Source organism: Paraflavitalea soli (assembly GCF_003555545.1).
Lineage (GTDB): Bacteria > Bacteroidota > Bacteroidia > Chitinophagales > Chitinophagaceae > Paraflavitalea > Paraflavitalea soli.
Genome location: NZ_CP032157.1, coordinates 3,556,440 through 3,580,275, shown reverse-complemented (window position 1 = coordinate 3,580,275; position 23,836 = coordinate 3,556,440). Strand labels below are relative to the sequence as shown.

General features: G+C 47.5%; 27 protein-coding genes. 15 read left to right on the top strand and 12 right to left on the bottom strand.

Annotation, left to right across the window (positions count from 1 at the left end; translation table 11 throughout):
• Nucleotides 1-41: 41 nt before the first annotated feature.
• A complete protein-coding gene (locus D3H65_RS13120) occupies nucleotides 42-455 on the top strand; it encodes an SRPBCC family protein (RefSeq protein ID WP_119050752.1) in 414 nt (137 codons plus the stop codon).
• A gap of 12 nt (nucleotides 456-467) precedes the next feature.
• Here D3H65_RS13120 and D3H65_RS13115 read toward each other — a convergent pair whose 3' ends face one another.
• Together D3H65_RS13115 and D3H65_RS13110 are read right to left on the bottom strand one after the other, a co-directional pair.
• On the bottom strand, nucleotides 468-1,259 hold the full coding sequence (locus D3H65_RS13115) for a nuclear transport factor 2 family protein (RefSeq protein WP_119050751.1): 792 nt from the start codon (nucleotides 1,257-1,259) through the stop codon (nucleotides 468-470).
• Between the two features lie 122 nt (nucleotides 1,260-1,381).
• Nucleotides 1,382-1,786 carry a ribosomal maturation YjgA family protein gene (locus D3H65_RS13110; RefSeq protein WP_119050750.1) on the bottom strand — a complete coding sequence of 135 codons (405 nt, stop codon included), beginning with the start codon at nucleotides 1,784-1,786 and terminating at the stop codon, nucleotides 1,382-1,384.
• Nucleotides 1,787-1,910: 124 nt separating this feature from the next.
• Here D3H65_RS13110 and D3H65_RS13105 point away from each other — a divergent pair, with 124 nt between their 5' ends.
• A complete protein-coding gene (locus D3H65_RS13105) occupies nucleotides 1,911-2,312 on the top strand; it encodes an ester cyclase (RefSeq protein WP_119050749.1) in 402 nt (133 codons plus the stop codon).
• Nucleotides 2,313-2,443: 131 nt separating this feature from the next.
• Here D3H65_RS13105 and D3H65_RS13100 read toward each other — a convergent pair whose 3' ends face one another.
• The 5 genes from D3H65_RS13100 to D3H65_RS13080 all read right to left on the bottom strand — a co-directional run bounded on the left by D3H65_RS13100 (nucleotide 2,444) and on the right by D3H65_RS13080 (nucleotide 6,646).
• A complete protein-coding gene (locus tag D3H65_RS13100; RefSeq protein ID WP_119050748.1) occupies nucleotides 2,444-3,742 on the bottom strand; it encodes a hypothetical protein in 1,299 nt (432 codons plus the stop codon).
• Between the two features lie 119 nt (nucleotides 3,743-3,861).
• Nucleotides 3,862-4,239: a winged helix-turn-helix transcriptional regulator gene (locus tag D3H65_RS13095; RefSeq protein ID WP_119050747.1), complete on the bottom strand. Its 378-nt coding sequence runs from the start codon at nucleotides 4,237-4,239 to the stop codon at nucleotides 3,862-3,864.
• A gap of 214 nt (nucleotides 4,240-4,453) precedes the next feature.
• Nucleotides 4,454-5,236, bottom strand: coding sequence for a hypothetical protein (locus D3H65_RS13090; RefSeq protein WP_119050746.1), 783 nt, complete (start codon nucleotides 5,234-5,236; stop codon nucleotides 4,454-4,456).
• Nucleotides 5,237-5,334: 98 nt separating this feature from the next.
• A complete protein-coding gene (locus D3H65_RS13085; RefSeq protein ID WP_119050745.1) occupies nucleotides 5,335-5,844 on the bottom strand; it encodes a hypothetical protein in 510 nt (169 codons plus the stop codon).
• 25 nt (nucleotides 5,845-5,869) lie between these two features.
• A complete protein-coding gene (locus D3H65_RS13080) occupies nucleotides 5,870-6,646 on the bottom strand; it encodes a (Fe-S)-binding protein (RefSeq protein WP_119050744.1) in 777 nt (258 codons plus the stop codon).
• Between the two features lie 84 nt (nucleotides 6,647-6,730).
• On the opposite strand from D3H65_RS13080, the gene D3H65_RS13075 reads away from it, so the two are divergent.
• The 9 genes from D3H65_RS13075 (at nucleotide 6,731) to D3H65_RS13035 (ending at nucleotide 12,689) form a co-directional block, all read left to right on the top strand.
• Nucleotides 6,731-7,432 carry a Crp/Fnr family transcriptional regulator gene (locus D3H65_RS13075; protein ID WP_119050743.1) on the top strand — a complete coding sequence of 234 codons (702 nt, stop codon included), beginning with the start codon at nucleotides 6,731-6,733 and terminating at the stop codon, nucleotides 7,430-7,432.
• A 64-nt stretch (nucleotides 7,433-7,496) separates the two neighbouring features.
• Nucleotides 7,497-7,958, top strand: coding sequence for a YHS domain-containing (seleno)protein (locus D3H65_RS13070; RefSeq protein WP_119050742.1), 462 nt, complete (start codon nucleotides 7,497-7,499; stop codon nucleotides 7,956-7,958).
• A 56-nt stretch (nucleotides 7,959-8,014) separates the two neighbouring features.
• Nucleotides 8,015-8,407, top strand: coding sequence for a DoxX family protein (locus D3H65_RS13065; RefSeq protein WP_119050741.1), 393 nt, complete (start codon nucleotides 8,015-8,017; stop codon nucleotides 8,405-8,407).
• Nucleotides 8,408-8,476: 69 nt separating this feature from the next.
• Nucleotides 8,477-9,016, top strand: coding sequence for a YceI family protein (locus D3H65_RS13060; RefSeq protein WP_119050740.1), 540 nt, complete (start codon nucleotides 8,477-8,479; stop codon nucleotides 9,014-9,016).
• A gap of 80 nt (nucleotides 9,017-9,096) precedes the next feature.
• Nucleotides 9,097-9,639 carry a YceI family protein gene (locus D3H65_RS13055; protein ID WP_162915608.1) on the top strand — a complete coding sequence of 181 codons (543 nt, stop codon included), beginning with the start codon at nucleotides 9,097-9,099 and terminating at the stop codon, nucleotides 9,637-9,639.
• An 85-nt stretch (nucleotides 9,640-9,724) separates the two neighbouring features.
• Entirely contained in the window at nucleotides 9,725-10,225 is a 501-nt protein-coding gene (locus D3H65_RS13050; RefSeq protein WP_119050738.1) for a DinB family protein, read from the top strand.
• Nucleotides 10,213-10,941 (top strand): NRDE family protein, encoded by a 729-nt coding sequence (locus D3H65_RS13045; protein ID WP_119050737.1) that lies wholly within the window; start codon nucleotides 10,213-10,215, stop codon nucleotides 10,939-10,941. Before D3H65_RS13050 ends, D3H65_RS13045 begins: the two co-directional genes overlap by 13 nt.
• Nucleotides 10,941-12,005 carry an ATP-grasp domain-containing protein gene (locus tag D3H65_RS13040; RefSeq protein WP_119050736.1) on the top strand — a complete coding sequence of 355 codons (1,065 nt, stop codon included), beginning with the start codon at nucleotides 10,941-10,943 and terminating at the stop codon, nucleotides 12,003-12,005. Before D3H65_RS13045 ends, D3H65_RS13040 begins: the two co-directional genes overlap by 1 nt.
• Nucleotides 12,006-12,041: 36 nt before the next feature.
• Nucleotides 12,042-12,689 carry a LysE family translocator gene (locus D3H65_RS13035; protein ID WP_119050735.1) on the top strand — a complete coding sequence of 216 codons (648 nt, stop codon included), beginning with the start codon at nucleotides 12,042-12,044 and terminating at the stop codon, nucleotides 12,687-12,689.
• Nucleotides 12,690-12,692: 3 nt separating this feature from the next.
• Here D3H65_RS13035 and D3H65_RS13030 read toward each other — a convergent pair whose 3' ends face one another.
• Nucleotides 12,693-13,187, bottom strand: coding sequence for a phosphoribosyltransferase family protein (locus D3H65_RS13030; protein ID WP_119050734.1), 495 nt, complete (start codon nucleotides 13,185-13,187; stop codon nucleotides 12,693-12,695).
• 101 nt (nucleotides 13,188-13,288) lie between these two features.
• Between D3H65_RS13030 and D3H65_RS13025 the strand changes: the two genes are divergently transcribed.
• The gene (locus D3H65_RS13025) at nucleotides 13,289-14,611 is read left to right on the top strand and encodes a (Fe-S)-binding protein (protein WP_119050733.1); all 1,323 of its coding nucleotides are present in this window, start codon (nucleotides 13,289-13,291) and stop codon (nucleotides 14,609-14,611) included.
• Nucleotides 14,612-14,657: 46 nt separating this feature from the next.
• Here D3H65_RS13025 and D3H65_RS13020 read toward each other — a convergent pair whose 3' ends face one another.
• A complete protein-coding gene (locus tag D3H65_RS13020) occupies nucleotides 14,658-15,659 on the bottom strand; it encodes a DUF2279 domain-containing protein (protein WP_119050732.1) in 1,002 nt (333 codons plus the stop codon).
• A 134-nt stretch (nucleotides 15,660-15,793) separates the two neighbouring features.
• Between D3H65_RS13020 and D3H65_RS13015 the strand changes: the two genes are divergently transcribed.
• From D3H65_RS13015 to D3H65_RS13005, 3 genes are all read left to right on the top strand, one after another.
• Nucleotides 15,794-17,521, top strand: coding sequence for a phospho-sugar mutase (locus D3H65_RS13015; protein WP_119050731.1), 1,728 nt, complete (start codon nucleotides 15,794-15,796; stop codon nucleotides 17,519-17,521).
• Nucleotides 17,522-17,601: 80 nt separating this feature from the next.
• Nucleotides 17,602-18,168: an OmpH family outer membrane protein gene (locus D3H65_RS13010; RefSeq protein WP_119050730.1), complete on the top strand. Its 567-nt coding sequence runs from the start codon at nucleotides 17,602-17,604 to the stop codon at nucleotides 18,166-18,168.
• 139 nt (nucleotides 18,169-18,307) lie between these two features.
• Nucleotides 18,308-18,850 (top strand): OmpH family outer membrane protein, encoded by a 543-nt coding sequence (locus tag D3H65_RS13005; protein WP_162915607.1) that lies wholly within the window; start codon nucleotides 18,308-18,310, stop codon nucleotides 18,848-18,850.
• Between the two features lie 16 nt (nucleotides 18,851-18,866).
• Here D3H65_RS13005 and D3H65_RS13000 read toward each other — a convergent pair whose 3' ends face one another.
• From D3H65_RS13000 to D3H65_RS12990, 3 genes are all read right to left on the bottom strand, one after another.
• Entirely contained in the window at nucleotides 18,867-21,077 is a 2,211-nt protein-coding gene (locus D3H65_RS13000) for a pyrroloquinoline quinone-dependent dehydrogenase (protein WP_119050728.1), read from the bottom strand.
• Nucleotides 21,078-21,155: 78 nt separating this feature from the next.
• Nucleotides 21,156-22,349 (bottom strand): Gfo/Idh/MocA family protein, encoded by a 1,194-nt coding sequence (locus tag D3H65_RS12995; protein ID WP_119050727.1) that lies wholly within the window; start codon nucleotides 22,347-22,349, stop codon nucleotides 21,156-21,158.
• A gap of 50 nt (nucleotides 22,350-22,399) precedes the next feature.
• Nucleotides 22,400-23,635 (bottom strand): MFS transporter, encoded by a 1,236-nt coding sequence (locus tag D3H65_RS12990; RefSeq protein ID WP_119050726.1) that lies wholly within the window; start codon nucleotides 23,633-23,635, stop codon nucleotides 22,400-22,402.
• Nucleotides 23,636-23,836: the final 201 nt, after the last annotated feature.

Here is a 23,836-nt window from a genome sequence, read left to right as displayed (position 1 = left end):
CTGGAAAGAATCTTAGCAAAATCGATCAATCATATTTACCCATGGCCACCTATACATCCAACATTAATATAAAAGCACCTGCTTCCAAAGTTTTTGATGCGCTTACACAACCCGAACTGGTAAAGCAATGGCAATATGGAAAGTTGTTGACCACCGACTGGCAGGTAGGAGGCGCCATCCGTTTCAGTGCAGAATACGAGGGGAAAATGTTGGAGCAATGGGGCACCATCTTGGACCTGCGCCCCAATGAACTGGTCAAATACAATTTATTTACACCGAGGCCCAACCAGGAAGACAAAATAGAAAACTATACCATCACCAGTTATGTGCTCACACAGCAAGACGGCATCACACATATTCAAATTATACACGAAGACAACCGTCCACAGGTCTTTGCGCCACAATCACTGAAGGGTATCCTGGTGGCACTCCGGAATATCGCGGAAGCGGATTGAGTGGGCGTCATTTTACTTCACCAGCGTCAATTCCTCCGCCAATGCCCCATGTTCCATTACCCGTAGGCTGGTTACTTTTTTCTTAGTGTCGCGGATGAATTCAAAAACAATGGGGCGCTCTTTCATAAAGAACGTATTGGCCGATTCGGGATAGATAGTGGTCTTTTTATTCCTGGAGATCATCACGAGGACTCCCTTTTCGTCGCGGATCAGCAGGCTATCTGTTTGTGGACCTTTGTACAGGCCCGCATATTGGCGAAGCACAGCAGCAGGTAGTTTAATGGGTGTTTTGGCATCAGGAGCCGCTTCATGGTGATCATAGCTCAGGATGCGCTCCATTTTCCATTCTCCATCCTTCTTTAACCACAGGTGATTGAAGCTGGCATGGCCATCCCGGAATTCAGGTTTGCCGTTTTTAGTGACGTAGAAGTAGTGCTCACCCACCATAATGGCGCCATAGATCTCGTTGTTTTTGGCAAGGGGATATACTTTTACAGTGCCTGGTATGGCTTCCCTTCTTAACCGGTAATTGTTGTCGCTGCACAAGTTCTTTTTAAGGCTTTCCTGCATGGCCTGCCTTCCCTTGGTAATGCCTCCCTTGTCGTGGAAGAATTCTATTTCTGCTGCCAGGAACTGGCCTGTGAGGGAGGTGTCACAATCATTATAACCTTTCCAGAAGAGACTGTCTTTTTGGAGGATCACTTTGCTCAATTCTTCTGGTGTAGATTGGGCTTGCACAGAATAAATGCCGGATAATGATAGCAGTCCGGCTAAGACGATACGGATACAAACAATACTTTTCATGTTTTGATGGCTTGTTTAAAACAGTGGAATAAATGAATAATTGTAAGTGGGGCCTGCGCAGCAGAGCGCTCCGGCAGGTTGAGTGGTTGGAAGGCCATAAAGATAAGCATAAAAGAAATACATCAGTGATCGGAGCCGCCAGCCTGCCCGCGTACCCGATTCCCTGCTCTTCTTGTTTCAATGAATAGTACGATAGCGCCCCCTGCTGTATAAGCGATCAGGTCGATCCATTGAAAGTAATTGCCAATAATGGTCATGGCCACTTGAGAATGCTCAAGTCCAAGGCGATGCCCAATCTGAAAGTATTGTAAGGTTTCTATGAGGTAAGCAAAGAGTAATACCGCGATGGCCGTTGGGACTACCGGCGTTTTCAAAAAAGACTTTACCAGGCAATACAGCAGGATTACCACCAGCACATCCCCCACATAGGGACGCACAATCGGGTCATGTGCATACAGTGCGATAAGCACTTCTATTACAAAAAGCAGCAGCGCCAGGAGGAAATATCTTTTATTGAATTGGAACATGGGAAATAATATAAGTGTAGGTCGCTTGCAAAATAATAAAAGTAAATCTATGATTACATGGCCGTTTACAAACGGTTAACTCAAAATTATTCACCTTTGCAGGGAAAATACAAAATCTATACTTATGCCCACAGACGATATTAAGCAGGTAGTACTTCGCTTCAACAGGGAGTTTTTGGAGAAGAATAACGTGGAAGTGCTGAAAGAGCTGGTGGCTGATTCTTTTGTGAACCATACTGCCGCACCCGGCGTAGCCAAAGATGTAAGCGGACTGATCCATTTTATTGGCATGCTGCACAAGGGATTTCCCGGCTTGCGCATCGAGATCCATGATATGATAGCGGAGGGGGACCTGGTAGCTACCCGCAAAACCTTTCATGCCACGCATACTGGCGAGATCATGGGACATGCGCCTACCGGGAAAAAGGTCACTTTCAACGTGATGGATTTCGTACGTGTGAAGGACGGTCAATACATAGAGCACTGGGGCCGCAATGACGTGATGCAGGTAATACAACAATTATAAGCGTAAGGCATATGGATCATTTGATAGGGGGAGACCATACCCTCAGTTTTTCCGTAGAAGACTGGTGGACCAGTGACGCACATACCAGGCAGCTGCGCGAGTTTGTTTGATCATACCACGATAGCCATGGATCATAATTTGACCAGCCGGACAGGACTGGTTTTATCCAGCTTGCCCTCGAAGTACAGGAAGTAATTACCAGCGCCCATGCCGTTGAGGTCGGGCCGGAAATTATTAGTGCCCGTTGTCAGGGATACCGGTGTTTTCTTAACGGGCCTTCCCATATTGTCTATGATCACCAGGTAGCCCAGCTGACTTTTTGCTACTGCGATAGATACCTCCGCATAGGATTGGGTAACAGGATTGGATAAGATAGTGAGTTGAAGCCCTGTCGTAGTGGCCTTCAACCTGACAACAGAAGATAAAGTGAACCTGCCATCGATGTCCACCATTTTCAACCGGTAATAGCCATCACCGTGGATGGGTGAGGTGAAAGTATAGGTGGAAGGTTGATTGTGTGCCTTTACTTCGCCAATGGAATTAAAAGCCTGGCCGTTCTCACTGTGTTCAATAATGAAAGATCGAAGGTGCTCTTCCCAGGTCGTTGTCCATTCCAGGTAAGCCTGTTCTGTTGTGTACCTTCCTTTGAAGGATAGTAATTTCAAGGGAAGTACGCTTAACAAGCTTGAGCAGGAGGTACAGTTGGCCGTAATGATGGCGGCGCCTGGCACTGCAGGCACCGGCGCACTGGCGCCGGGCATCTGGCAAATTTTTAAGCTGGAAGTAGCTGTAATGGGATTATTGCCAGTGAAGCTGTTGCTGTAGCTTACACAAGCCGTGCCTGTTGGCACCGTCACCACATTAGTTTGGTTATTGGTAATACTGGCAGTATGTGAGGTTGAATTGGGCCCCAGGCATATGGATGCGCCACTGTTGATGAGGATATCGTTGGCGATGGCGGTACCGTTGTTGATGAACAATCCGCTATTGAAAACGGCCAGGGTTCCATTGATGGTTATAGAACCAGTAGACGCATTGTATACAAATGTATTGGTTCCCTGAACAGCCACGTTAAGATTGAATACGACAGTTCCTGCATTAAAGAAATTATTGGTGCCCGCATTGAAATTGCCGTTGAAGGTTACGGAAGCTCCGGCATTGATCACCACAGTACCACTGTTGACGTTGACATTCGTAATGGTCACAGAACCGCACAACAATAAGGTTCCACCATTGACAGTGATATTGGAGAAGGAGCCGCCCACACCATTAAAAAAGTAGGTTTGCCCGGCATTGATACTTACACCATCAGCCAGGGGAGTCCCTGTGCCGCAGGCAATAACGGGTGGCGGAACAGGCGGTACACATTGGCCCATAGTCTGAAAGGTCGTTGCCAGGTACAACAAAATGGCGGAAAGGAGCGGCCTCATAGCAAGCTGTTTATAGTTGATGTATATACTATATACGTTGCCTGCTGTAAAAGGGATTGATCTGTTTTACTTTTTGATGAAGCGTATAGACTGGAATTTTGGATGCCGCCTGGAAGTCCCTATTCAACAATTGCTGGTTGTTCTTCCTCTATGGACAAGATGCGGCTTTTTATTTGTTCCCGGTTGGCTAACCCCCACTTATCAATGGCGGTGATCACGGGTAGTATGCTCTCGCCCAGGGCAGTAAGGTAATATTCTACTTTGAGGGGTATGCCGTTGTATATCTTCTTGTAAATAATGCCATATTGTTCCAGTTCCTTCAACTGCATGTTAATGACTCTGGCACTGGCAGTAGTGAGGTAGCGGTGCATTTCGCTGGGGCGCCTGATGCCGCGGTCGATGGCATCGATAATACAGGGTTGCCATTTGCCGCCCAAAACCTTCATGGTAAGGATGATGCCACAGTCCAGGTCTTCCGGTATTTTGCGTTCGTACATAGGTCGCCTATTTGATATAAAGATAGAAAATCGGCAGCTGCCGGCACAGCAGGAGGATAGGGAAAAATTTATCCCTGCCCGTTTATCCCTGATCAATTGTTAATGCGGGAAACTGACCTGGTAAATATTGTTCCATAGTTTGCCCGTAACGTAGATATTGTCCGTCACAGCGCCCCAGCCAATTTCAAACAGCTGACCATTGTGTACCAACAAGTTACCGGTAATAAAAGCTATGTTTCCTTTGGCCACTGGCAATGGGTAGCATCCGCTCCAGGGGCAGGTCATTGATATTGTACTTGTATTGCCAGGTATAACGGAATTGGCCATCATCCCAGGTGAGTACATTATCGGTATTAAATACCGTAGCATCGCGGGTGGCCAGGTAATACGGTACGCCGAAGCCCCGCAAGGGATTGCGGCGGGTATCGTAGGTATAAATGACCTTGCTGCTGTCCCTGAGGATCCCGTTTACCAACAGGCCGGTCCTTTGGATAGCCAGATTGCCATTTGCATCCCATGTATAAGTAGAAAAGTTTATGTCCCCATTGGCAATGGTGCGGATACTGTCGCTGATGACGCGTTGCAATTTATCCAGTATCACCTGCCGGGTATAAGCTGGCGGCAGGAAGCGATAGATAGTAATGGTCGACACAACGGTGTCAGGGAGCTTCCTTCGATAGGTATATTCTTCTATATTGTAGGCGCTGTTGCCTGGCTCTGCATAATAAGACCTGAGGAGGTAGCCTTCCTGGTTCATTTCTATCACCAACGCTTCCTTGCGTTCATTCCGCTCGCCCGGGTTGGTCACCATATGTAACCGCACCAGGTCATGTCCTTCATTGTACACATAGTTGGTGGCTACTATTCCGGTGCTTGGCCGGTCAATTACTGTTTGTCGAAGGATGGTGCCATTGTTGGGATCATGTCGTTTCTGGCAGGAGGAGGTAATCAATAACAATAGGCCGGCGGTGACCGGTAACAGGTAGAATTTTAGCATATGGATGGGTTTCCATAAAGCTACAATGCCTCCTTCTAAGGTTCTGTTAAGGTAATTAACAGCCCGTAGACTTTAACAATTAGTAAGATGTTTGTATGCTACGCCTTGATAGCGATCCGGCGGGTAAGCCAGCTGTCCTTTACCGGTACCATCCACTTGTTTTCCAACTCTTCTTTGGTTTGCACCAGGTTGTTGAAGTAAAGCGTATCGGGGGTGATAAAGTTGTTGTCAACAGCATGCTGCAGTTGGGGGAGGGGAAGGAGCTGTACCTTTTCTTTTACCTGGAAGGCCAGCAGCTGGCGGTCAAACAACTGTACTTTATAGAGTTCTTCAATTTGCTTGATGAGGCGAACAGAGCTATCTGTGCTGCAACCACTCACGCCCGTAGCGTTCTCATCGGCCATCAGTACAATAAACTGACCGAAAAGGAGCGTACCAAATCCTTTCACAGGAGTGCCATGTGATTTCCAATGGCTTACAAAATCATTGAGCAGGTCTTCTATCTGCAAAGCTTCGCTCATCGCAAACAGGCGGCTGCTTTGATAAATCCAAACACGGGAATCGGGTGCAAAATCCTCGGGTAACATTGATTGATAATTCCAGTTCATGCCGTAAAGATACGAAAAGCTGCCACTACATGGATTGGGCTATCAGTTCGGCCACATCCACTACCTGTACATTTTGTTCCTGCTCTTTGTTCTTTACGCCATCGGTCAGCATGGTATTGCAAAAAGGACAGGCAGAAGCGATGATACTGGCGCCTGTGTCGAGGGCTTCATTGCTGCGCTCGATATTGATGCGGATGGTGCCTTTTTCTTCTTCTTTGAACATCTGGGCGCCGCCGGCTCCGCAACACAGGCCTTTGCTGCGGCAGCGTTTCATTTCCACCAGTTCAGCATCCAGGGCTTCCAGCACCTTGCGGGGCGCTTCATAAATATCATTGGCCCTGCCAAGATAGCAGCTGTCGTGGTACGTAATGCGCTTGCCTTTGAAAGGCCCGCCACCCTGCAATACGATCTTGCCCTCATCCAGCAATTGCTGCAGCAGGGTAGTGTGGTGGATCACTTCATAAGTGCCTCCCAATCCGGGATATTCATTCTTGAAGATATTGAAGCAGTGGGGACAGGTAGTAACGATCTTTTTAATGCCATAGCCATTCAGCAACTGGATGTTCTGGTAGGCCATCATCTGGAACATGAATTCGTTACCGGCACGGCGTGCAGGATCGCCGGTACACATTTCTTCCTTGCCCATAATGGCATAATTAATGCCCACTTTAGAGAGAATGGTGGCGAAAGCCTTCGTGATCTTCTGGGCGCGTTGATCAAAACTGCCCGCACATCCTACCCAAAACAATATATCCGGTGTTTTTCCGCTGGCCATCATCTCAGCCATTGTTGGTACCTGCATGCCAATGATAATTTGGGTGTAAATCTACTGCAAAACTCCGAACCCGGAACATTCACTACATTTGAATTACAATCCCCGCTTTTCATGCTGTCTGAAGATCAATTATTGCTGATACGCCGCTATGACCTATGGCGCCATGTTTCTGATGAAGAATATGAGGCGCTGAATGTAGTGCATAATTTCATTGAAGCGAAGAAAGGAGAGTTTATCTACTTTGAGGCCTTTCATCACAATAAACTCTATTTTATTAAAGAAGGCCATGTTCGCATTGGTTATATCGACGAACAGGGCAATGAAGTGATCAAAGAGATCATCGAAAAAGGAGAAATATTCGGACAGCTTACGCTGGAACGCAACAACCTGCAGGGCGAATTTGCCCAGGCCTATAAGCACGATGTGAGCCTTTGCGCCTTTACCATCGAATCTTTCGGGCAATTACTGGCCAAAAAGCCTGAGCTGGCCCTCAAATACACCAAACAGGTAGGCTCCAAGCTCCGCACCATTGAAACCAGGCTGGTCAACTTGCTGAACAAAGATGTGAAAACAAGGCTGGTGAGTTTCCTGTGGCAACTGGCCCTGCAACACCAGGATGAGCAGTCCGCGGGGGCCCTCCATATTCCCAACTACCTTACCCACGAAGACATTGCACAACTGATCGGGGCCAGCCGCCAAACCATTACCACCCTGATCAATGAACTGGCTGCTGATGGCCTGCTGGTCTATAACAGGCAGGAGATATCATTCCCGGATGTGAAAAAATTGCAAAAGCTGGCAAATGTCGGGTAGTTGACAAATTGGCCGCAGCAGGCGCAGGTAATTTTGGTATACAAATAACAAAATACAACTCGTCATGCAAAAGCTTCTACTATTAATGGGCATCTCTCTGCTGGCTCTAACCGGTTTTTCACAGGATGCCACTCCCGAACGGAAGAAACAATTTAACATAGAAGATGGTCTGGCTATCCAGGGGTATGATCCCGTAGCATATTTTACCCTGGGAAAGGCAGTGAAAGGGAGTAAAGACAATTCCTTGTATCACCAGGGCATCACCTATTATTTTTCTACTACAGGCAATAAAGAAGCTTTTAAGAAAGACCCCGCAAAATACGAACCCCAATATGGCGGCTGGTGCGCTTATGCTATGGGCGCCAAGGGCGAAAAAGTGGAAGTTGACCCCAAAACCTTCAAGGTGCTGGATGGAAAACTGTACCTCTTTTACAACAGGTTTTTCAACAATACCCTCACCAGCTGGAATAAAGACGAGGTGAACCTCAAAAAGCAGGCAGACAATAACTGGACGAAATACAAATAAGTATACGACAGTAAGAATAGCAAAACAATGTCTTTGTATTCCTTAAAACGATCATCATGAAACCGCTCACTATAGTCACCTGGGTATTACGCCTGCTGGCTGCCCTGATCATGTTACAAACCCTTTATTTTAAGTTTACCGCACATCCTCAGTCCGTAAAGTTATTCACCGAATTAGGTATGGAGCCCTGGGGGCGTATTGGTACAGGTGTGCTGGAGCTCATCGCCTCCATGCTCCTGTTGGTCCCACGTACCACGGTATATGGGGCAGGGTTGGGGCTGGGATTAATGGCCGGCGCCCTTTTCTTTCACCTCACCAAACTGGGTATTGTATTCGATGGTGATGCCGTGTTGTTTACCTATGCGCTGATTGCTTTTACCTGTTGCCTTCTCCTGCTATTTATTTACCGGGCACAGGTTTTTCAGTTGCTTAAGTTAAAACAACGCTAAGAAACAGGTTGATGCGGCCGTGAGGCAGCCTGATCCCCTCCATCTTCCGTATATAGATAAAAGACGGATATGAAAAAAAGATTATTACTGATAATTGGGATGTTGGCAGGACTTTTTCTTTATGCCCAGGAGTATATACCGGCCGATAATGGGTCGAGTGTTAAGTTTAAGGTCAAAAACTTTGGATTGGCCGTTACCGGTACTTTCACCGGCTTGCAGGGTGTCATTGTGTTTAATGCAACCAACCCGCCTTCCAGCAATTTTAATGTGAGTGTGGATGCTGCTTCTATTGAAACAGGCATCAACCTACGCAATAACCACCTGCGCGGAGAAGATTATTTCGATGTAAAACAGTATCCACGCATCAGTTTTGCCAGTAGCCGGGTCACTGCTGCAGATCAGACCGGTAGCTTCTACCTCGTGGGTAAGCTAACGATCAGGAACGTGACCAAAGATATCGGCTTCCCTTTTACAGCAACAGCCACCGAAAATGGATATGTATTTGACGGAAATTTCAGGGTCAACCGACACGATTTTAAAGTGGGAGGCAGCAATACCATTGCCGATAGTGTGAGCATTATCTTGCATGTGGTGGCCCGGAAAAAATAAGAGAGGGGCCATGATTATGATGAAAGGTATCATCACAGTGATCTTTGATGGATATTTTTATTGAAACAGGAAAGAGTTGTATGGTCAGAAAGATAGTTGTGTTATTGGCGGGCATTGTTTGGTTTACAGTGCTGCATGCGCAAACATATGTTCCGGTTGATGATAGCTCCAGCATCAATTTTTCCATTAAGAACCTGGGCATAAAAGTCAAAGGTTCTTTTAGCGGGTTGCAGGGTGCGATTGTATTTGATCCCGCTCAGCCTGAGAAAAGCGTATTTGAGGTGCAGGTAAGTGCTGCTTCAGTGAATACCGGCAATGAGAAGCGGGACGACCATTTACGCCAGGAAGTCTTTTTTGATGTTAAGAACTATCCCCACATAAAATTCGTATCTACGAAAGTTGTGCCTGGCAGAAAGGCTGGCACATTTTTTATGGAAGGTACCTTGACTATCAAGAGCATATCCCTGCCGATTTCTTTCCCCTTTACCGTTACACCCACCACTGGCGGTTACTGGCTGGAAGGAAAGTTAGGTATGCGCAGAAAACCTTTTCTTGTAGGCCGCACGAGTACTATCTCAGATAAACTGACGGTATTCCTCCGGGTGCTTACCAAAAGGGTGTAATGTGCATGAGGTGTTGATTAAAAATCAGTTAGAGCGATGGGCCGTTGCTTAAATAGTGTTAATTTGTAACTAATAAAACCGACCGATGCAATTACAACAAGCTGTCAATACGGTATTCGTACAGCTTGCTGAGTCATTAGAGCAGATCTCTCAGCAAGAGTATGTTCAGCCATGCAAAACATTGTTCAATAATACCATTGGGCAGCACGTGCGTCATGTGATCGAATTGTACCAATGCCTGGAAAAGGGCTATGATCATGGTGTGGTGAACTACGAAAAAAGAAAACGCGACCAGTTTATTGAAACGGATAAGGCCCTGGCCAGTAGTCTGCTGCTGGAAATACACAATGGCCTGGGAAAGCCCAATAAGGAACTCATCCTGGAGGCTACGTATGATGATCACTCTGCCGAACCCATTACCATCGCTACCAATTATTTCCGGGAAATAGCTTACAACCTGGAACATACCATTCACCATATGGCACTCATCCGCGTAGGATTAACAGAGGCTACCTCTATTACCCTGCCCGACAATTTTGGAGTTGCTTCATCTACGGTCAAGTATAAAAAGCAATGTGCACAGTAACTTTTATTCCGGCGCCCGGTAAAGTATATCTTACCTCCAATCGTGATGAGAAACAGGGGCGTTCCCCTGCGCTGCCGCCAGCTGTGTATGATTTTCCCTCCGGCAGAATTTTATTTCCCAAAGATGCTGATGCAGGTGGTACCTGGATAGCTGCCCATGAAAATGGCAATGCCATTGTATTCCTCAATGGCGGCTGGGTAGCACATGCCCCGCAACCGCCTTATCGCAAAAGCAGGGGACTCATTCTGCTGGAATTGATCAACAGCACCATGCCTTATCATTACTTTCTGACCGCCTCCCTGGAAAATATAGAACCGTTTACTGCTATTATCTGGGAAGACAGCCGTTTGTATGAATGCCGCTGGGATGGCGTATTGAAATATGAACAGGCCCTGGATGCCCGGGTTCCACATATTTGGTCATCGGTTACCTTATACAATAATGATGTGATCTTAAAGCGACGGAACTGGTTTGAAACCTGGCTCCGGAAGCAGGGGACACCCTTCCAGGAGGATATCTTACACTTTCACCAGTTTACCGGCGATGGCGATGAAAAGAATGACCTGATGATGAACCGCGATGGCAAAGTATTTACCGTAAGCGTCACTTCCATGGCCATTACCGACCACTCCTTCACAATGAATTACCTGGATGTAAAAAATAACCAGACTTTTGCGCAGGAATTAGCAATTGAAAAACCAATGGTAGGCCGATAATGAATGTTTTCCAAAGAATCCTGCACCGACCTTTTTTCATAAGACTGTTTAACTGGGAGTACTGGAGTTTTCCGGCAGTTTATATATGGATCTATCCTGTCTGGTTCTTCCTTTGTTTACGCGCCCGGTCCCTGTTTTTCTTTGCCGCCTCCAATCCACGCATTAAGAATGGCGGATTTCTCAATGAATCCAAAGAGGAAGTGGCCAACCTCATACCTGATCAATACCATCCAAAGACCGTTTTTTTTGCCATCCCTGCCAACGGGCATATTGTACTCAATGAATTGATGCGCCATGGACTGGCATTTCCCCTGATTGGCAAGCCCAATGTAGGCGGGCGTGGCCGTGGCGTAAAGGTGCTGGCAGACGCAGAAGCTGTACTCAATTATGTAGCGAAGGCCTGTCTCGACTTCCACATCCAGGAATATGTGCCCTGGAAAAATGAAGTGGGTATATTCTATTGCCGTTATCCTGATGCGCCAACGGGTTTTGTAACTGGCATCGTTAAAAAAGAGTTCTTATCCGTTACCGGCGATGGGCGGCATACCATCAGCCAGTTGTTGCGCCAGGATAAACGGGCTTTGATGTATATGGACAGCCTGGAAAATATGCATGGCGAAGGATTGCAGGAAGTGTTGCTGGCAGGGGAGAAGAAGATCGTGTCGCCTTATGGCAACCATGCCCGGGGTTCCCTCTTCCTCGATCATTCCCATCTGGTGGATGAGGCATTGCAGGCAACCATCGATGCTATTTGCCAGCAGATACCCGAGTTTTATTTTGGCCGCCTGGATATCCGGTATGATAGTTTGGAAGATTTGAAACAAGGACGCAACTTTGCCATCATTGAAGTAAATGGCGCAGGCGCCGAGCCTACTCATATTTATGATCCCCGTCATTCTTTGTTTTTTGCCTGGAAAGAAATAATCCGGCATTGGATTATCCTGGCACGTATAAGCCGGATGAATCACCGGAAAGGGCATCCTTATCTTAGCTGGAAAGAAGGGGTACAAATGTTCCGGGAAAACAAAGAGTGGTCCGTGAGGCTGGCGGCTATGCCCAAGTAAGTAAGCGCACCCTATTCCCTATATTCAACATTCGAAATGAAATTGCTACGCATCCTTGGCACAGGCTTATTTATAAGTTTCCTGGGCACTTTGCCCTTAGGTACCCTCATTGTGGCTGCCATGCAGATATCAGTAACCGATGGCGTACGGCCGGCACTCTATTTTGCCCTCGGCGTCTTATTGGTGGAGATGGTCTATGTGCGACTGTCGCTGGTAGCGATGGATTGGGTGCGGAAACAGAAGAAATTATTCCGCTGGCTCGAATGGCTCACCCTGCTCATTATTGTGGCATTGGCGGTTACCACCTTCATTGCAGCCGCCCATCCTTCCGGTGAAGGTAAGAACGTTATTCTCAGCAGTACCATGCACCGCTTTTTACTGGGCATGACCATGAGCGCTGTTAACCCCATGCAGATACCTTTCTGGTTTGGCTGGAGTACCGTATTATTTACCAAAAAAGTATTGCTGCCCCGCAATGACCATTACAATGCCTATATCCTGGGCATTGGTATCGGTACCTTTATTGGGCATTGCGTTTTCATCTTCGGCGGCCATTTGATGGTTGACCGCCTCAATGCCAACCAGCATGTATTGAATTGGGTGATCGGCGGCATCTTTACCTTAACCGCCCTTATCCAGGGATGGAAGATGTGGCGGCATAAAGATCCGGCGGAACAGCTGTAAACATTACTCCATATAAGCGCCAGTCACCGCGTCGCCGGTTGTTTCTACAAAAATATGTTCCTGCAAAGTAGTGGCTACCGACAAACCTACATAATCAGTGCTCACCGGAAAGGTTTTGTGCGTACGTTCTACCAGTGCAAGCGTCTGTATTTTACGGGGATGAAAGGCCAGTAAAGGTTTCATGGCATACAGCAGCGTCTTACCGCTGTTGGCTACATCGTCAATAATGATCACCACTTTATCGGTAAAGTCTATGCTAGGGGTGATCAGCACTTCTTCGGGTTTCTTTTTATCCAGCGATATCGTGATCAGTTCTGTGGGTAGGTTACTGATCTGCTTCAGCAGTTGCTGTATGTTGCGGGCTATCACACTGCCGCTTTCCCGGATACCGGCCAGGATCAACTGGCGCTCATCGAGATTATTCTCTACAATCTCGTAGGCCATCCGTTGCATCTTCCTGTTAGCTGTATCTGCATCCAGGATGTAGTTCTTTGCCATGCTGAAGTTTTGCCAAAACTAATAATTTTATGCTTCTCGCCCCACACATTACCTAATTCGCACATAAGGCATATCTTAGCGGTGACCAATCTATCAAATGCATGTCTTACCTGCAGCAGATCTTGTTTGTTATTGCGGCTGTCGCCACCGTTTGGCTGTTTACGCGCAAGGCTATGGCCATCCGTAGAAATATTCTATTGGGTAAGGAGGAGAATTACTATGATCATCCTGCCGACCGTTGGAGAAATGTATTCCTGCTGGCCCTGGGTCAGAAAAAGATGTTCCGCCGCCCCCTGGTGGCCCTCATGCACTTTATTATTTATGCAGGTTTTATCATCATCAATATTGAAGTACTCGAGATCTTCATCGATGGAGTAGCGGGCACCCACCGCCTTTTTGCCGCCCCCCTGGGTAGCTTTTACATCTTCCTCATCAATGCCTTTGAAATATTGGCCATTGGCGTGCTGGCTGTTTGTGTGGCCTTCCTTGTGCGCAGGAATATCATGAAATTAAAACGTTTTATCAGCCATGACCTCGATGGATGGCCCCGGAGTGATGCCAACTACATCCTCATTACCGAGATCATCCTGATGACCCTTTTCCTGACCCTCAATGCTTCCGATACCTTATTGCAGGCCCGCGGTCATGGGCATTATGCGGAGCATGTGACCGGTAATTTTGTTATTTCCCAGTGGATTCAGCCCCTGCTGAATGGCTTCAGCGATGGAGCGTTGGTAGGCATTGAACGTTTCTGCTGGTGGCTGCACATCCTGGGTATCTTTGCTTTCCTGAATTATCTGCCTTACTCCAAGCACCTGCACATATTACTGGCTTTCCCCAATGCTTATTATACCCGTTTGTTGCCCAAAGGCGAGATGCGTAATATGCCTGAAATACAAAATGAGGTATTGTATGCCATGCAGCCCGAGCTGGCCCCTACAGAGGCAGCGCCTCCCGGTAAATTTGGCGCCAAAGATGTGATGGACCTTAGCTGGCGCAACCTGATGGATGCTTACAGCTGTACAGAATGTGGCCGTTGCAGCAGCGCTTGTCCTGCCACTCAAACAGGCAAACTGCTGTCGCCCCGTAAGATCATGATGGATACCCGCGACAGGCTGGAAGAAGTAGGCCGGAACATCGATGCCAACGGAGAGTTTAAAGACGACGGGAAATCTTTACTGCACAATTATATCACTACCGAAGAATTAAGGGCCTGCACCACCTGCAATGCCTGCGTGGAAGAATGCCCCGTGAGCATCAGTCCCCTGGAGATCATCCTCGAACTGCGCCGTTCCCTCGTGATGGAGGAAAGTAATGCGCCCCAGGAATGGAACGGTATGTTCAGCAATATCGAAAACAACTTTGCCCCCTGGAAATTCAGCCCCGATGACCGGGATAAATGGGCGGAGGAATTGAAGTCTTAGTAAATCCCTTTCTTTGTAGCGACGCCTCACAGCGGGTACCTGACCTTTAAAAATAAAGAAGATGCCCCTGTAGTTTCCCCTTCGTGCTCAACCCCAGCGTAGGGGCGGGGATTTTGATCATATTCAATATAAAGAATGCTGATCGCAGGAACTTGCTTTTCGTTCTTATCCTGGTGAGGTCAATATCCGGGCTCAGGTAGAAATGCCGGGTGCGGGCGATGTCGGGCCTGTTATGCGCTATGCCCCCTTTGTCCACCCACTTGTTTTCATTTCCGCCCAACATCCCTTCGGCAGAATAACCCACGGCCAGGTTGAGCCATTTGGGAAGCCTGGTATCGGGAAAAAAAGCATGGATATTGGCACTGAGCCAATAGGTTTGTGAATTATAGTCCTTCAGTATTCTTTCCTGTATGCTTTTCCCAAAGAGCTGATCGCGCCGGGCTTTTAGGTCCGGGCTATTATAATCATAAGGCCAATAGCTCAGTTTTACCTGTAATCTTTGTTCATGCCATAGCAATTCCTGGGTAGTATAAAGGGCCGAGCCGGTAATATTCGCGGCCATATCGCCCCAGCTAAAGCCCCATTCACTGGAAAAACCATCCTGTATCTCGATAATACTTTGGTAAGCTACGCCGCTGATTCCGCCCAGCCAGGCGCTTCTGGAGGCACTAAAACCGGCCCATTTCCACAGCGCACCCGATGCCCGGCTCATCTGGTAAGCCGTCCACACATGGCCTGCTTTGTCCATTTGCTGCCATTCACTGTTGTCGTTGAAAAAGTGGAACGATTCTTTAGGATAATCCGCATACCAGGCCTTGTTGAGGGCAATATAGGAGCCGCCCCAGAGGGCCACGTGGGCGCCGGCTACCAGCCATTTCCGGCCGGAATACTTATGAAACGAAGAAGAGTCGATGGTATGGGGAACCGTGTCTAAGGAAGCAGGTGTTGCCGGAGCTGCAGCTGTTGCACTTTTAAGCGTGGATGGTTCCTGCGCGGTCAACATGCCTGTGACCAATATTCCGATCAGGACAGCCGGTATTTTAAACATGGATATTTTGAGGGAAAGCACAGCCAAATTTAATGATAACTTATTGGCGGCTAATTTACAATAAAAATGTGGCCCTGCTTTGTAATATTGCCAATTGTAACGATATTAGTCCCCCAACTATAAAAAGAACCATTATGGATGCAGTAATAAAGGACAAAGTGAGTGCATGGCTGACCGGTAATTTCGACCAGGCCACCAAAGAGGAGATCAGGAAAATGGAGGCAGAGAATCCCAATGAATTAACCGAAAGCTTTTACCGGAGCCTCGAATTTGGTACCGGAGGTTTGCGTGGTATTATGGGCGTAGGCACCAACCGTATGAATAAATATACGGTGGGAATGGCTACCCAGGGTTTTGCCAACTACCTCAAAAAAACATATCCCGGCGGTGTGGTACGAATTGCTATCGCGCATGACAGCCGCAACAACAGCCGTTTTTTTGCCGAGATCGTCGCCAATGTGATGGGCGCCAACGGTATTAAAGTATTCCTGTTTGAAGCTTTGCGTCCTACGCCTGAATTGTCTTTCGCTATCCGTCACCTGGGTTGCCAGGGTGGAGTGGTATGTACTGCTTCCCACAATCCCAAAGAATACAATGGTTACAAAGCCTATTGGAATGATGGCGGGCAGCTGGTGCCGCCGCATGATAAAAATGTAATTGAAGAAGTAGAGAAGATCGCTTCTGTAGATGATGTGCAATGGGAAGGCGGCGAAGCCAATATCTCTGCGATCGGAAAAGATATGGATGAGGCTTACATCAAGATGGTGAAAAGCCTGAGCGTCTATCCGGAAGTGATTGCCAAACAGCATGACCTGAAGATCGTATACACCCCGATCCACGGTACTGGTATTACCCTCGTGCCCGAAGTACTGAAACGTTTTGGATTTACCAATGTAACCATCGTTCAGGAGCAGGCCGTACCGGATGGTAACTTTCCTACCGTGGTATACCCTAATCCCGAAGAGAGCGAGGCCATGAGCATTGGCCTGAAGAAAGCCAAAGAACTCGATGCCGATATATTACTGGGTACAGACCCTGATGCCGACCGTGTAGGCATTGCCATTAAAGACAACAAGGGCAACTGGGTGCTCATGAATGGCAACCAAACCGCTGTACTGGCATTTAACTACCTCATCGAAGCCCGCAAAGCCAAAGGCATTGCACAGGCCAATGATATGGTAGTAAAAACAATTGTAACCACCGACATGATCGATAATATTGCTGCCCAAAGCAATATCAAATGTTACAATGTACTTACCGGCTTCAAATGGATAGCCGAGCTGATCAAGGAAAAAGAAGCTACTGAGAATTATGTAATAGGGGGTGAAGAAAGTTATGGTCTCATGATCGGTTCACAGCTGCGCGATAAGGATGCTGTATCTGCCGTGGCCTTCCTGTGTGAAATGGCTGCCTATGAAAAAGATAAAGGTCATACCTTATATGATAAGCTGATCGGTCTCTATGTGAAATATGGTTTCTTCAAGGAACACCTGATCTCCATCACCAAGAAGGGAATGAATGGCCAGAAAGAAATTGCTGATATGATGGAGACCTACCGGAAGAATCCGCCACAAGCCATCAATGGCTCACCCGTGGTGCAACTGCTGGATTATGAATTGAAGAAAGGGAAGAACCTGCAAACAGGAGAGGAGTGGGAAATCAAATTGCCCAAATCGAATGTATTGCAATTCATCCTGGCCGATGGCAGTAAGATATCTGCACGTCCCAGTGGCACAGAGCCCAAGATCAAATTCTATTTCAGTGTGAATACCAAACTGGATCACGCCGGCAATTTTGATAAAGTGCATGGCGAACTAAATGCCCGTATTGATGGTATTATAAAGGACATGCAACTAAAATAACCGGTACCTCATCTGTGGTAAAAAGCAGCGAAAAGGCTATTTTTAATGACTTACATAAAAAACAACTACAAACAACTAACATGCAAAAGCGTTTTTCTCTAGTGATCGTGGTACTTGCACTGGTGCTCTCTGCCGGCAGCGTAAGTGCACAGAACAAAATTGGATACATCAGTTTGCAGGAACTGATCGTGGCGATGCCTGAATTCAAGAAAGCCAATGCAGATATGGCTGATTATCAAAATGCACTGCAACAACAAGCCAATGAATACCAGGAGTCTTATCAACGCCTGGACAGCATGTTTGTGGCGGATTCAGCTAAATGGACGCCCGCTCAAAAGCAGGTAAAACGCCGCCAGTTGAATGAGGCTTACCTCAAAGCTGCGAATTTCAGCCAGCAGGAAGCGCCCAAAATGCTGCAACAAAAAGAGCAGGAATTACTCGGACCTATTCAGCAGAAAGCGATGCAAACCGCTCAGGCGGTAGGCAAAGAGAATGGCTTTACCTACATATTGAGTAAAGAGCAGCTTATTTCTTTTCCTCCCGGCGACGATATTTTACCGCTGGCAGCGAAGAAGCTCAATATCACGCTGACCAAGCCAACTGATGCGCCGGCGCCTGCTGCCACGCCACCAGCTAAAAAGCCATAAATATTGAGGCAATAAATAATGTATTGATCCCGGCACCTGTTGTGCCGGGATTTTTTTGCTCCGTTGAAAATCGTTCTAAAAACCAGTGTTTCCCGGCAGCGGATGGCCCGGTTTTATTGACTTAGGTAAAATAGCTGATATGCAAAAGCGCTATTCATTCATCGTTCTTATCATAATCCTGCTGATGGGAACAGGCAGGGCTGGCGCCCAATATAAGATGGGGTATATTGACCTGCAGCAACTGATCACCCTGATGCCGGAGTATCATAAAGCCAATGAAATGCTGGATGAATATGAAAAGGCGTTGTTGCAAAATGCCCAGGACATCAGAGATGCTTATTTTAAAGAGGTCGACAGCGCTTTTAATAAGCAGGGGCATGGTACAGGTAGTCAGCACAACGAAAATATGCGTCGTTTGCGGGAAGCTTACCTGAAGGCTGCTCAATTTGGTCCGGAGCAGGCACAGCAAATGCGGAAGGAGAAGGAACAGGAAATAATGGAGCCCGTTCGTCGCAAAGCAGTACAGGCCATTCAGGCCGTGGCCAAAGAAAATGGGTATACTTATATACTTTCCAGGGAGTTGCTTATTACTTTCCCTTCGGGCGAGGATGTGCTGCCATTGGTAGCAAGAAAACTCAAGCTTACGCGCTCCGGTCCAGTTGATCCGTCGGCGCCTAAATAATAATTAAGTTAAACGACTACTTCTTTTCAGGCAATGCAAATGCCATATAAGTATCTCCGGAAGGAGTGCCCAGTTTTCCACCTCCACAGGCGATCACCACAAATTGCCGTCCGCCCGCTTCATACACAGAAGGGGTAGCAAAGCCCGGTGCCGGCAAATCGTATTCCCATAATAGTTTCCCATTGTATTTATTGAAAGCTCTCAGCTTACCATCACGGGCAGCTGCAATAAACAACAAACCTCCTGCCGTGACAACAGAGCTGCCATAGTTTTCCGTGCCCGTAGGCGGTACGCCTTTGGCTGTCAGTTCGGGATATTCTCCCAGCGTGGTCTTCCATACATGCTCGCCGGAATGCAGGTTGATGGCCGTTATAGTACCCCAGGGCGGACTGATAGCCGGATAACCTTCCGGGCTCAGGAATTTGTAATAGCCCGTCATGCCATAAGGCAATTGAAGGAAGCTATCCACTGGTTTAGGAGCCAGCTTAAACACTTTCTTTTGCCGCTGCCTGGCTTCTGTGATAAAGGAAACGATGGCTTCTTTTTCTTCGTTGTCTAATTGTCCAAAGGCTGGCATCATGCGACGGCCCGTATTGATAAGTGAAAGAATATCGGGCTCTTTGTACCGCGCCTGGATATTGAGCAACGAAGGGTTATTGCCGCTGCCTTTGCGGTCGGCGCCATGGCAGGCTACACAATGCAATTCGTATAAGCGTTTACCTGCCTGCTCATGCGTTTCTATCTGTACCGTAGCAGGCTTATTATCCCGCATGGTGAGCAGCCAGGCCATCTCATTGGCATTTACATAGAGGTTACCTGTTTCCGGATCATAAGAAGGCCCGCCCCATTCTGCCCCGCCATCCAGGCCGGGCAACAATACCATCGTTTGCTTGCCCGGCGCCATAAACATATTACCATAACGATAGCTGCCCAGGGCTGTTCTCAATTTAGCTAATGAGCTATCTGGCAAATAGGGATTGAGGTCATCGGCGGTGAAGCGTTGCCGTACAAATGGTTTTGGTATAACAGGAATAGGTTGCGTAGGCCATATCTTTTCGTTGACCAGTGTAGTATTAGTATCAATGGGCCGCTCTTCGATAGGGTACAGCGGTTGGCCCGTTTCCCGGTTAAAGATATATACCATGCCATGTTTGGTAGTCTGTGCCACCGCATCCGTGGCAACACCATCTTTGTTGATCGTCACCAGCGCCGGTGGTGCTGGCAGGTCGCGGTCCCACACATCATGGTGGATGAACTGAAAATGCCATTTGCGTTTTCCCGTGGCGGCATCCAGCGCCAGCAGGCAATTGGCAAAGAGATTCGCCCCTTTGCGCTTGCCCCCATAAAAATCGAAAGAGGCAGAGCCCGTAGGCGCAAAGAGAATACCCCTTTGTTCATCCAGTGAAAAGCCGCCCCAGCTATTGGCGCCGCCAATATGTTTATAAGCGATCGGATCATCCCAGGTATCAAAGCCATATTCTCCGGGTTGGGGAATGGTGTGGAATATCCATTGCAGTTTTCCTGTGCGCACATCATAGGCACGTATATGACCCGGTGCAGCGGCCGCGCCTTCATCCACCCGGGAGCCTAGTATGTACAGGTCTTTGTAGATAATACCTGGCGTAGTAGCCGTAACATATAGGTCTTTTACTTCCCGCCCCAGGCCATCGTGCAGGTCTACACGGCCGTGTTGACCAAATGAATCAATGAGTTTCCCCGTCACGGCATTGACTGCCAGTAAGTAGGACCCAACCGTATAGAAAATGCGTTGATCATTGTCGTGCACCCAGTAGGTAACCCCACGGTTATTGTTGAGAATAAAACGGAGCACACTGTTTTGCTGTGTGGAGTCAGCCGGATCAAAGGTCCAGCGGTGCTGGCCCGTAGCCGCATCAATGGCAAATAACTTCAAGGTAGGGGTGGTGCCATACAAAATGCCATTCACCACAATAGGATTGCATTGTATCTGTGAATGGTGAACCGTATCTGCATCGCCGGTATGATACGACCAGGCTGGTTGTAATTGGGAAACGTTGCTGGTATCGATGTAGGTTAAGGAAGAGTAATGGATATTGTCTTTCCCGCCACCATAAGCCGGCCAACCGGTATGTGCATCAGGAGGATGGCTGCACCCGGCTAACAGGAGCATAAGCAGGAATACACCGACAAGTAATCTATTCGTTGATTGTATGAGCGAGGGAGGAGAAAACAGCCAGCATCGTTTCATACCTATAAGGTAATAATAAAACAGGGATGAAGCAAGTTTACCTGCCTCGTCCCTGTTCCTTTATCCCTGAATGGAAAATTATTCTAATGTCTTCTCCGAGATCTTGCCTGTCACCTTGTTTTTGATGATCACTTTTTTAGCGCCGTAGTGCGTCACCTCCTCTTTTACCAGGTAATGATCCGCATCGTACTCCGTGAGGTGACTGTCTTTGGACACCCCTTCGCGGCCACGCCAGATGTCCAGCTTCACCGGCTCCCACAACTTGCTCTTGGCACTGCGGTAAGCCGCATCGAGGATACAGTTGACCACATACCCGTCATAAAAAGATTCCTTGGGCGCCGTGCCTGCTTCCATGGCATCAAACATATCCATGAACATATGGTTGTAACCCAGTTCATTCAGTTCATCACCTACCGGGAACAGCCAGCCTGTATTGCTTTCTGCTTTCTCCGCTACATAGTCGGCCCCTTTACCGGTAGTGAACATATCAAAGCCCGTGCGCAGGAAACTGTTGATCCAGATCGTGCCTTCCGAGCCCATCACTTCATCGCGCAGGTCAAGACCGCCACGGAAGGTCCAGCTTACTTCAAACTGCCCAATAGCCCCGTTCTCATATTTTACCAGGCCAATGGCGTGGTCTTCCGCATCTATGGGCTTTACCTGTGTATCTGCCCAGCACATTACTTCTACCGGCTTGATATCTTTGCCGATATAACTGCGGGTGATCTCTACACAATGACAGCCCAGATCGAGGATGCAACCTCCACCGGCTTGTTCAATATCCCAAAACCAATCGCTGTGCGGGCCAGGGTGCGTTTCGCGGCTCTTGGCCCACAGAATACGGCCCAATGCGCCATTCTTTACACTTTCCAGCGCCTTGATAAACTTGGGGGTATATACCAGGTCTTCCAGGTAACCATTAAAAATGCCGGCCTTTTCTACCGCTTCGAGCATGCGTTTGGCTTCTTCACCATTACGTCCGAGGGGCTTGGTCGTGATCACTGCTTTCTTGTGTTTGCAGCAAAGCATTACCGCCGCTTCGTGCAGGTTATTGGGCAGCGAGATACATACCATATCCACTTCGGGGTGGGCAATGGCGGTTTCCATATCCGTAGTCCAATGCGAAACCTTGTAATCTTCGGCAAACTTTTTAGCGCTCTCTTCCCGGCGCGAATAAATACTAACAATCTTGTCCTTACTTCTGTAACCTTGGATCGAATCCGCATAAAAGCGGCCGATAAACCCTGAGCCTAACATGGCAATGCGTTGCATATAAGTATGTTTATTGTTTGAAAGTGTTGATGTATGTTACCCGTCAATCATCATTTCCCAATGACAGGCAATTTCTTCTCTTTAAAAATGGCTATAAAGAACAACAAAACGCCGGCGGCAAAGATAGCAGGCAGCCACCAGAAACTCTGCCATTGACCCAGGGTAAGTGTTTTGGCATTGCCGAGGTAACTGTTATAGACCATACCTGCTATTTGAGCACCTACCAACATTCCTACACCGTAAGTAACAAATATAATAAGTCCCTGCGCTTGTCCCCTGATCTCTACATTTGCTTTTTTGTCTACATATATTTGTCCGGTAACAAAGAAAAAGTCGTAACAAATACCATGTAAGGCAATGCCTGCGAAGATCATCCAGCTTGTCAATTCCGGCGCTCCAAGAGCAAACAGGGCATAGCGCAATACCCAGGCTCCCATTCCTGCTACGAGCATCCATTTAATACCCAGCCGGGCAAACATGAACGGCATCACCAGCATAAACAGGGTTTCCGATGCCTGTCCAAGTGTTTGCGTCGCTGAAATATTGGGAAAATTCCCCTGTTCGAGGAACTGTTGTGTATACGTATAATAAGCTGACAAAGGAATACAGATCAGGAAAGAGCTAAGAAGGAAAATATAAAAAGAAGGGCTTCCCAGTTGTTTAAAGGCATCAATGCCAATAATGCTACGGGCAGATACTTTTTTACCAGCTGCAGGTGGCGGAGTGGTTGGCAATGTGAAACTATAGAGACCCAGCAGGATACTGGCAACCGCTGTCATATAGAGCGGTAAAGCAGTTTCCTCAGCTTTTAGTCCCGGGGTTACAAACTTTACCAGTACAAAACTGATAATAAGCCCGGCAACGATCCAGCCAATGGTCCCAAAAACCCGGATGCCGGGAAATTGTTTTTCCTGGTCGTTCATTTTATGGAAACAAATGGTATTGGCCAGGCTCATGGTGGGCATGTAGCATATATTATAAGCCAGCAGGAGCAGGATAAATGCAACCGGATTACCGGCCATCGAAGGTGTAAAGAACATGAATAGTCCACCGAGGATATGCAGCGTACCCAATACTTTTTCTGTATTAAAATAACGATCAGCTATCAAGCCTACAAAGAAAGGGGCTACAATAGCTGCTATAGGATTTACGGTAAACGGCCAATGGGTTAATTTTTCCATTCCGTTTTTACTCATAAACACGGCGATCATAGAATACCATGCTCCCCATATAAAGAACTGGAAGAACATCATCACGGACAGTTGGACCCTTAAGCCGGTTTTCATATTTCTACGTTTAAATTGAAGTATAACGATTTAGCTATTTGGTAAAGAAGGCTGGAAATTACGAACAAATCTTATATAAGCTTCCCTTTTTTGTCATCTCGAACGAAGCGCAGCCCAGTGAGAGATCTTGCCGCTTCGATAACCGATCCAATGGTTTGCGCTGCCTGCCTTCCTGTCAACAAATTACCCTGTCAACTGCTC

Bases quoted from the DNA above. Each gene is read 5' to 3' on its own strand.
- D3H65_RS13070 (WP_119050742.1), top strand. From the start codon at position 7,497: ATGCAAAAGCTTCTACTATTAATGGGCATCTCTCTGCTGGCTCTAACC.
- D3H65_RS13030 (WP_119050734.1), bottom strand. From the start codon at position 13,187: ATGGCAAAGAACTACATCCTGGATGCAGATACAGCTAACAGGAAGATG.
- D3H65_RS13095 (WP_119050747.1), bottom strand. From the start codon at position 4,239: ATGTACGAACGCAAAATACCGGAAGACCTGGACTGTGGCATCATCCTT.
- D3H65_RS13025 (WP_119050733.1), top strand. From the start codon at position 13,289: ATGTCTTACCTGCAGCAGATCTTGTTTGTTATTGCGGCTGTCGCCACC.
- D3H65_RS13105 (WP_119050749.1), top strand. From the start codon at position 1,911: ATGCCCACAGACGATATTAAGCAGGTAGTACTTCGCTTCAACAGGGAG.
- D3H65_RS13015 (WP_119050731.1), top strand. From the start codon at position 15,794: ATGGATGCAGTAATAAAGGACAAAGTGAGTGCATGGCTGACCGGTAAT.
- D3H65_RS12995 (WP_119050727.1), bottom strand. From the start codon at position 22,349: ATGCAACGCATTGCCATGTTAGGCTCAGGGTTTATCGGCCGCTTTTAT.
- D3H65_RS13120 (WP_119050752.1), top strand. From the start codon at position 42: ATGGCCACCTATACATCCAACATTAATATAAAAGCACCTGCTTCCAAA.
- D3H65_RS13110 (WP_119050750.1), bottom strand. From the start codon at position 1,786: ATGTTCCAATTCAATAAAAGATATTTCCTCCTGGCGCTGCTGCTTTTT.
- D3H65_RS13080 (WP_119050744.1), bottom strand. From the start codon at position 6,646: ATGCAGGTACCAACAATGGCTGAGATGATGGCCAGCGGAAAAACACCG.
- D3H65_RS13020 (WP_119050732.1), bottom strand. From the start codon at position 15,659: ATGTTTAAAATACCGGCTGTCCTGATCGGAATATTGGTCACAGGCATG.
- D3H65_RS13050 (WP_119050738.1), top strand. From the start codon at position 9,725: ATGCAATTACAACAAGCTGTCAATACGGTATTCGTACAGCTTGCTGAG.
- D3H65_RS13085 (WP_119050745.1), bottom strand. From the start codon at position 5,844: ATGAACTGGAATTATCAATCAATGTTACCCGAGGATTTTGCACCCGAT.
- D3H65_RS13060 (WP_119050740.1), top strand. From the start codon at position 8,477: ATGAAAAAAAGATTATTACTGATAATTGGGATGTTGGCAGGACTTTTT.
- D3H65_RS13055 (WP_162915608.1), top strand. From the start codon at position 9,097: ATGGTCAGAAAGATAGTTGTGTTATTGGCGGGCATTGTTTGGTTTACA.
- D3H65_RS13090 (WP_119050746.1), bottom strand. From the start codon at position 5,236: ATGCTAAAATTCTACCTGTTACCGGTCACCGCCGGCCTATTGTTATTG.
- D3H65_RS13035 (WP_119050735.1), top strand. From the start codon at position 12,042: ATGAAATTGCTACGCATCCTTGGCACAGGCTTATTTATAAGTTTCCTG.
- D3H65_RS13005 (WP_162915607.1), top strand. From the start codon at position 18,308: ATGCAAAAGCGCTATTCATTCATCGTTCTTATCATAATCCTGCTGATG.
- D3H65_RS13075 (WP_119050743.1), top strand. From the start codon at position 6,731: ATGCTGTCTGAAGATCAATTATTGCTGATACGCCGCTATGACCTATGG.
- D3H65_RS13115 (WP_119050751.1), bottom strand. From the start codon at position 1,259: ATGAAAAGTATTGTTTGTATCCGTATCGTCTTAGCCGGACTGCTATCA.
- D3H65_RS13045 (WP_119050737.1), top strand. From the start codon at position 10,213: ATGTGCACAGTAACTTTTATTCCGGCGCCCGGTAAAGTATATCTTACC.
- D3H65_RS13065 (WP_119050741.1), top strand. From the start codon at position 8,015: ATGAAACCGCTCACTATAGTCACCTGGGTATTACGCCTGCTGGCTGCC.
- D3H65_RS13040 (WP_119050736.1), top strand. From the start codon at position 10,941: ATGAATGTTTTCCAAAGAATCCTGCACCGACCTTTTTTCATAAGACTG.
- D3H65_RS12990 (WP_119050726.1), bottom strand. From the start codon at position 23,635: ATGAAAACCGGCTTAAGGGTCCAACTGTCCGTGATGATGTTCTTCCAG.
- D3H65_RS13000 (WP_119050728.1), bottom strand. From the start codon at position 21,077: ATGAAACGATGCTGGCTGTTTTCTCCTCCCTCGCTCATACAATCAACG.
- D3H65_RS13010 (WP_119050730.1), top strand. From the start codon at position 17,602: ATGCAAAAGCGTTTTTCTCTAGTGATCGTGGTACTTGCACTGGTGCTC.
- D3H65_RS13100 (WP_119050748.1), bottom strand. From the start codon at position 3,742: ATGAGGCCGCTCCTTTCCGCCATTTTGTTGTACCTGGCAACGACCTTT.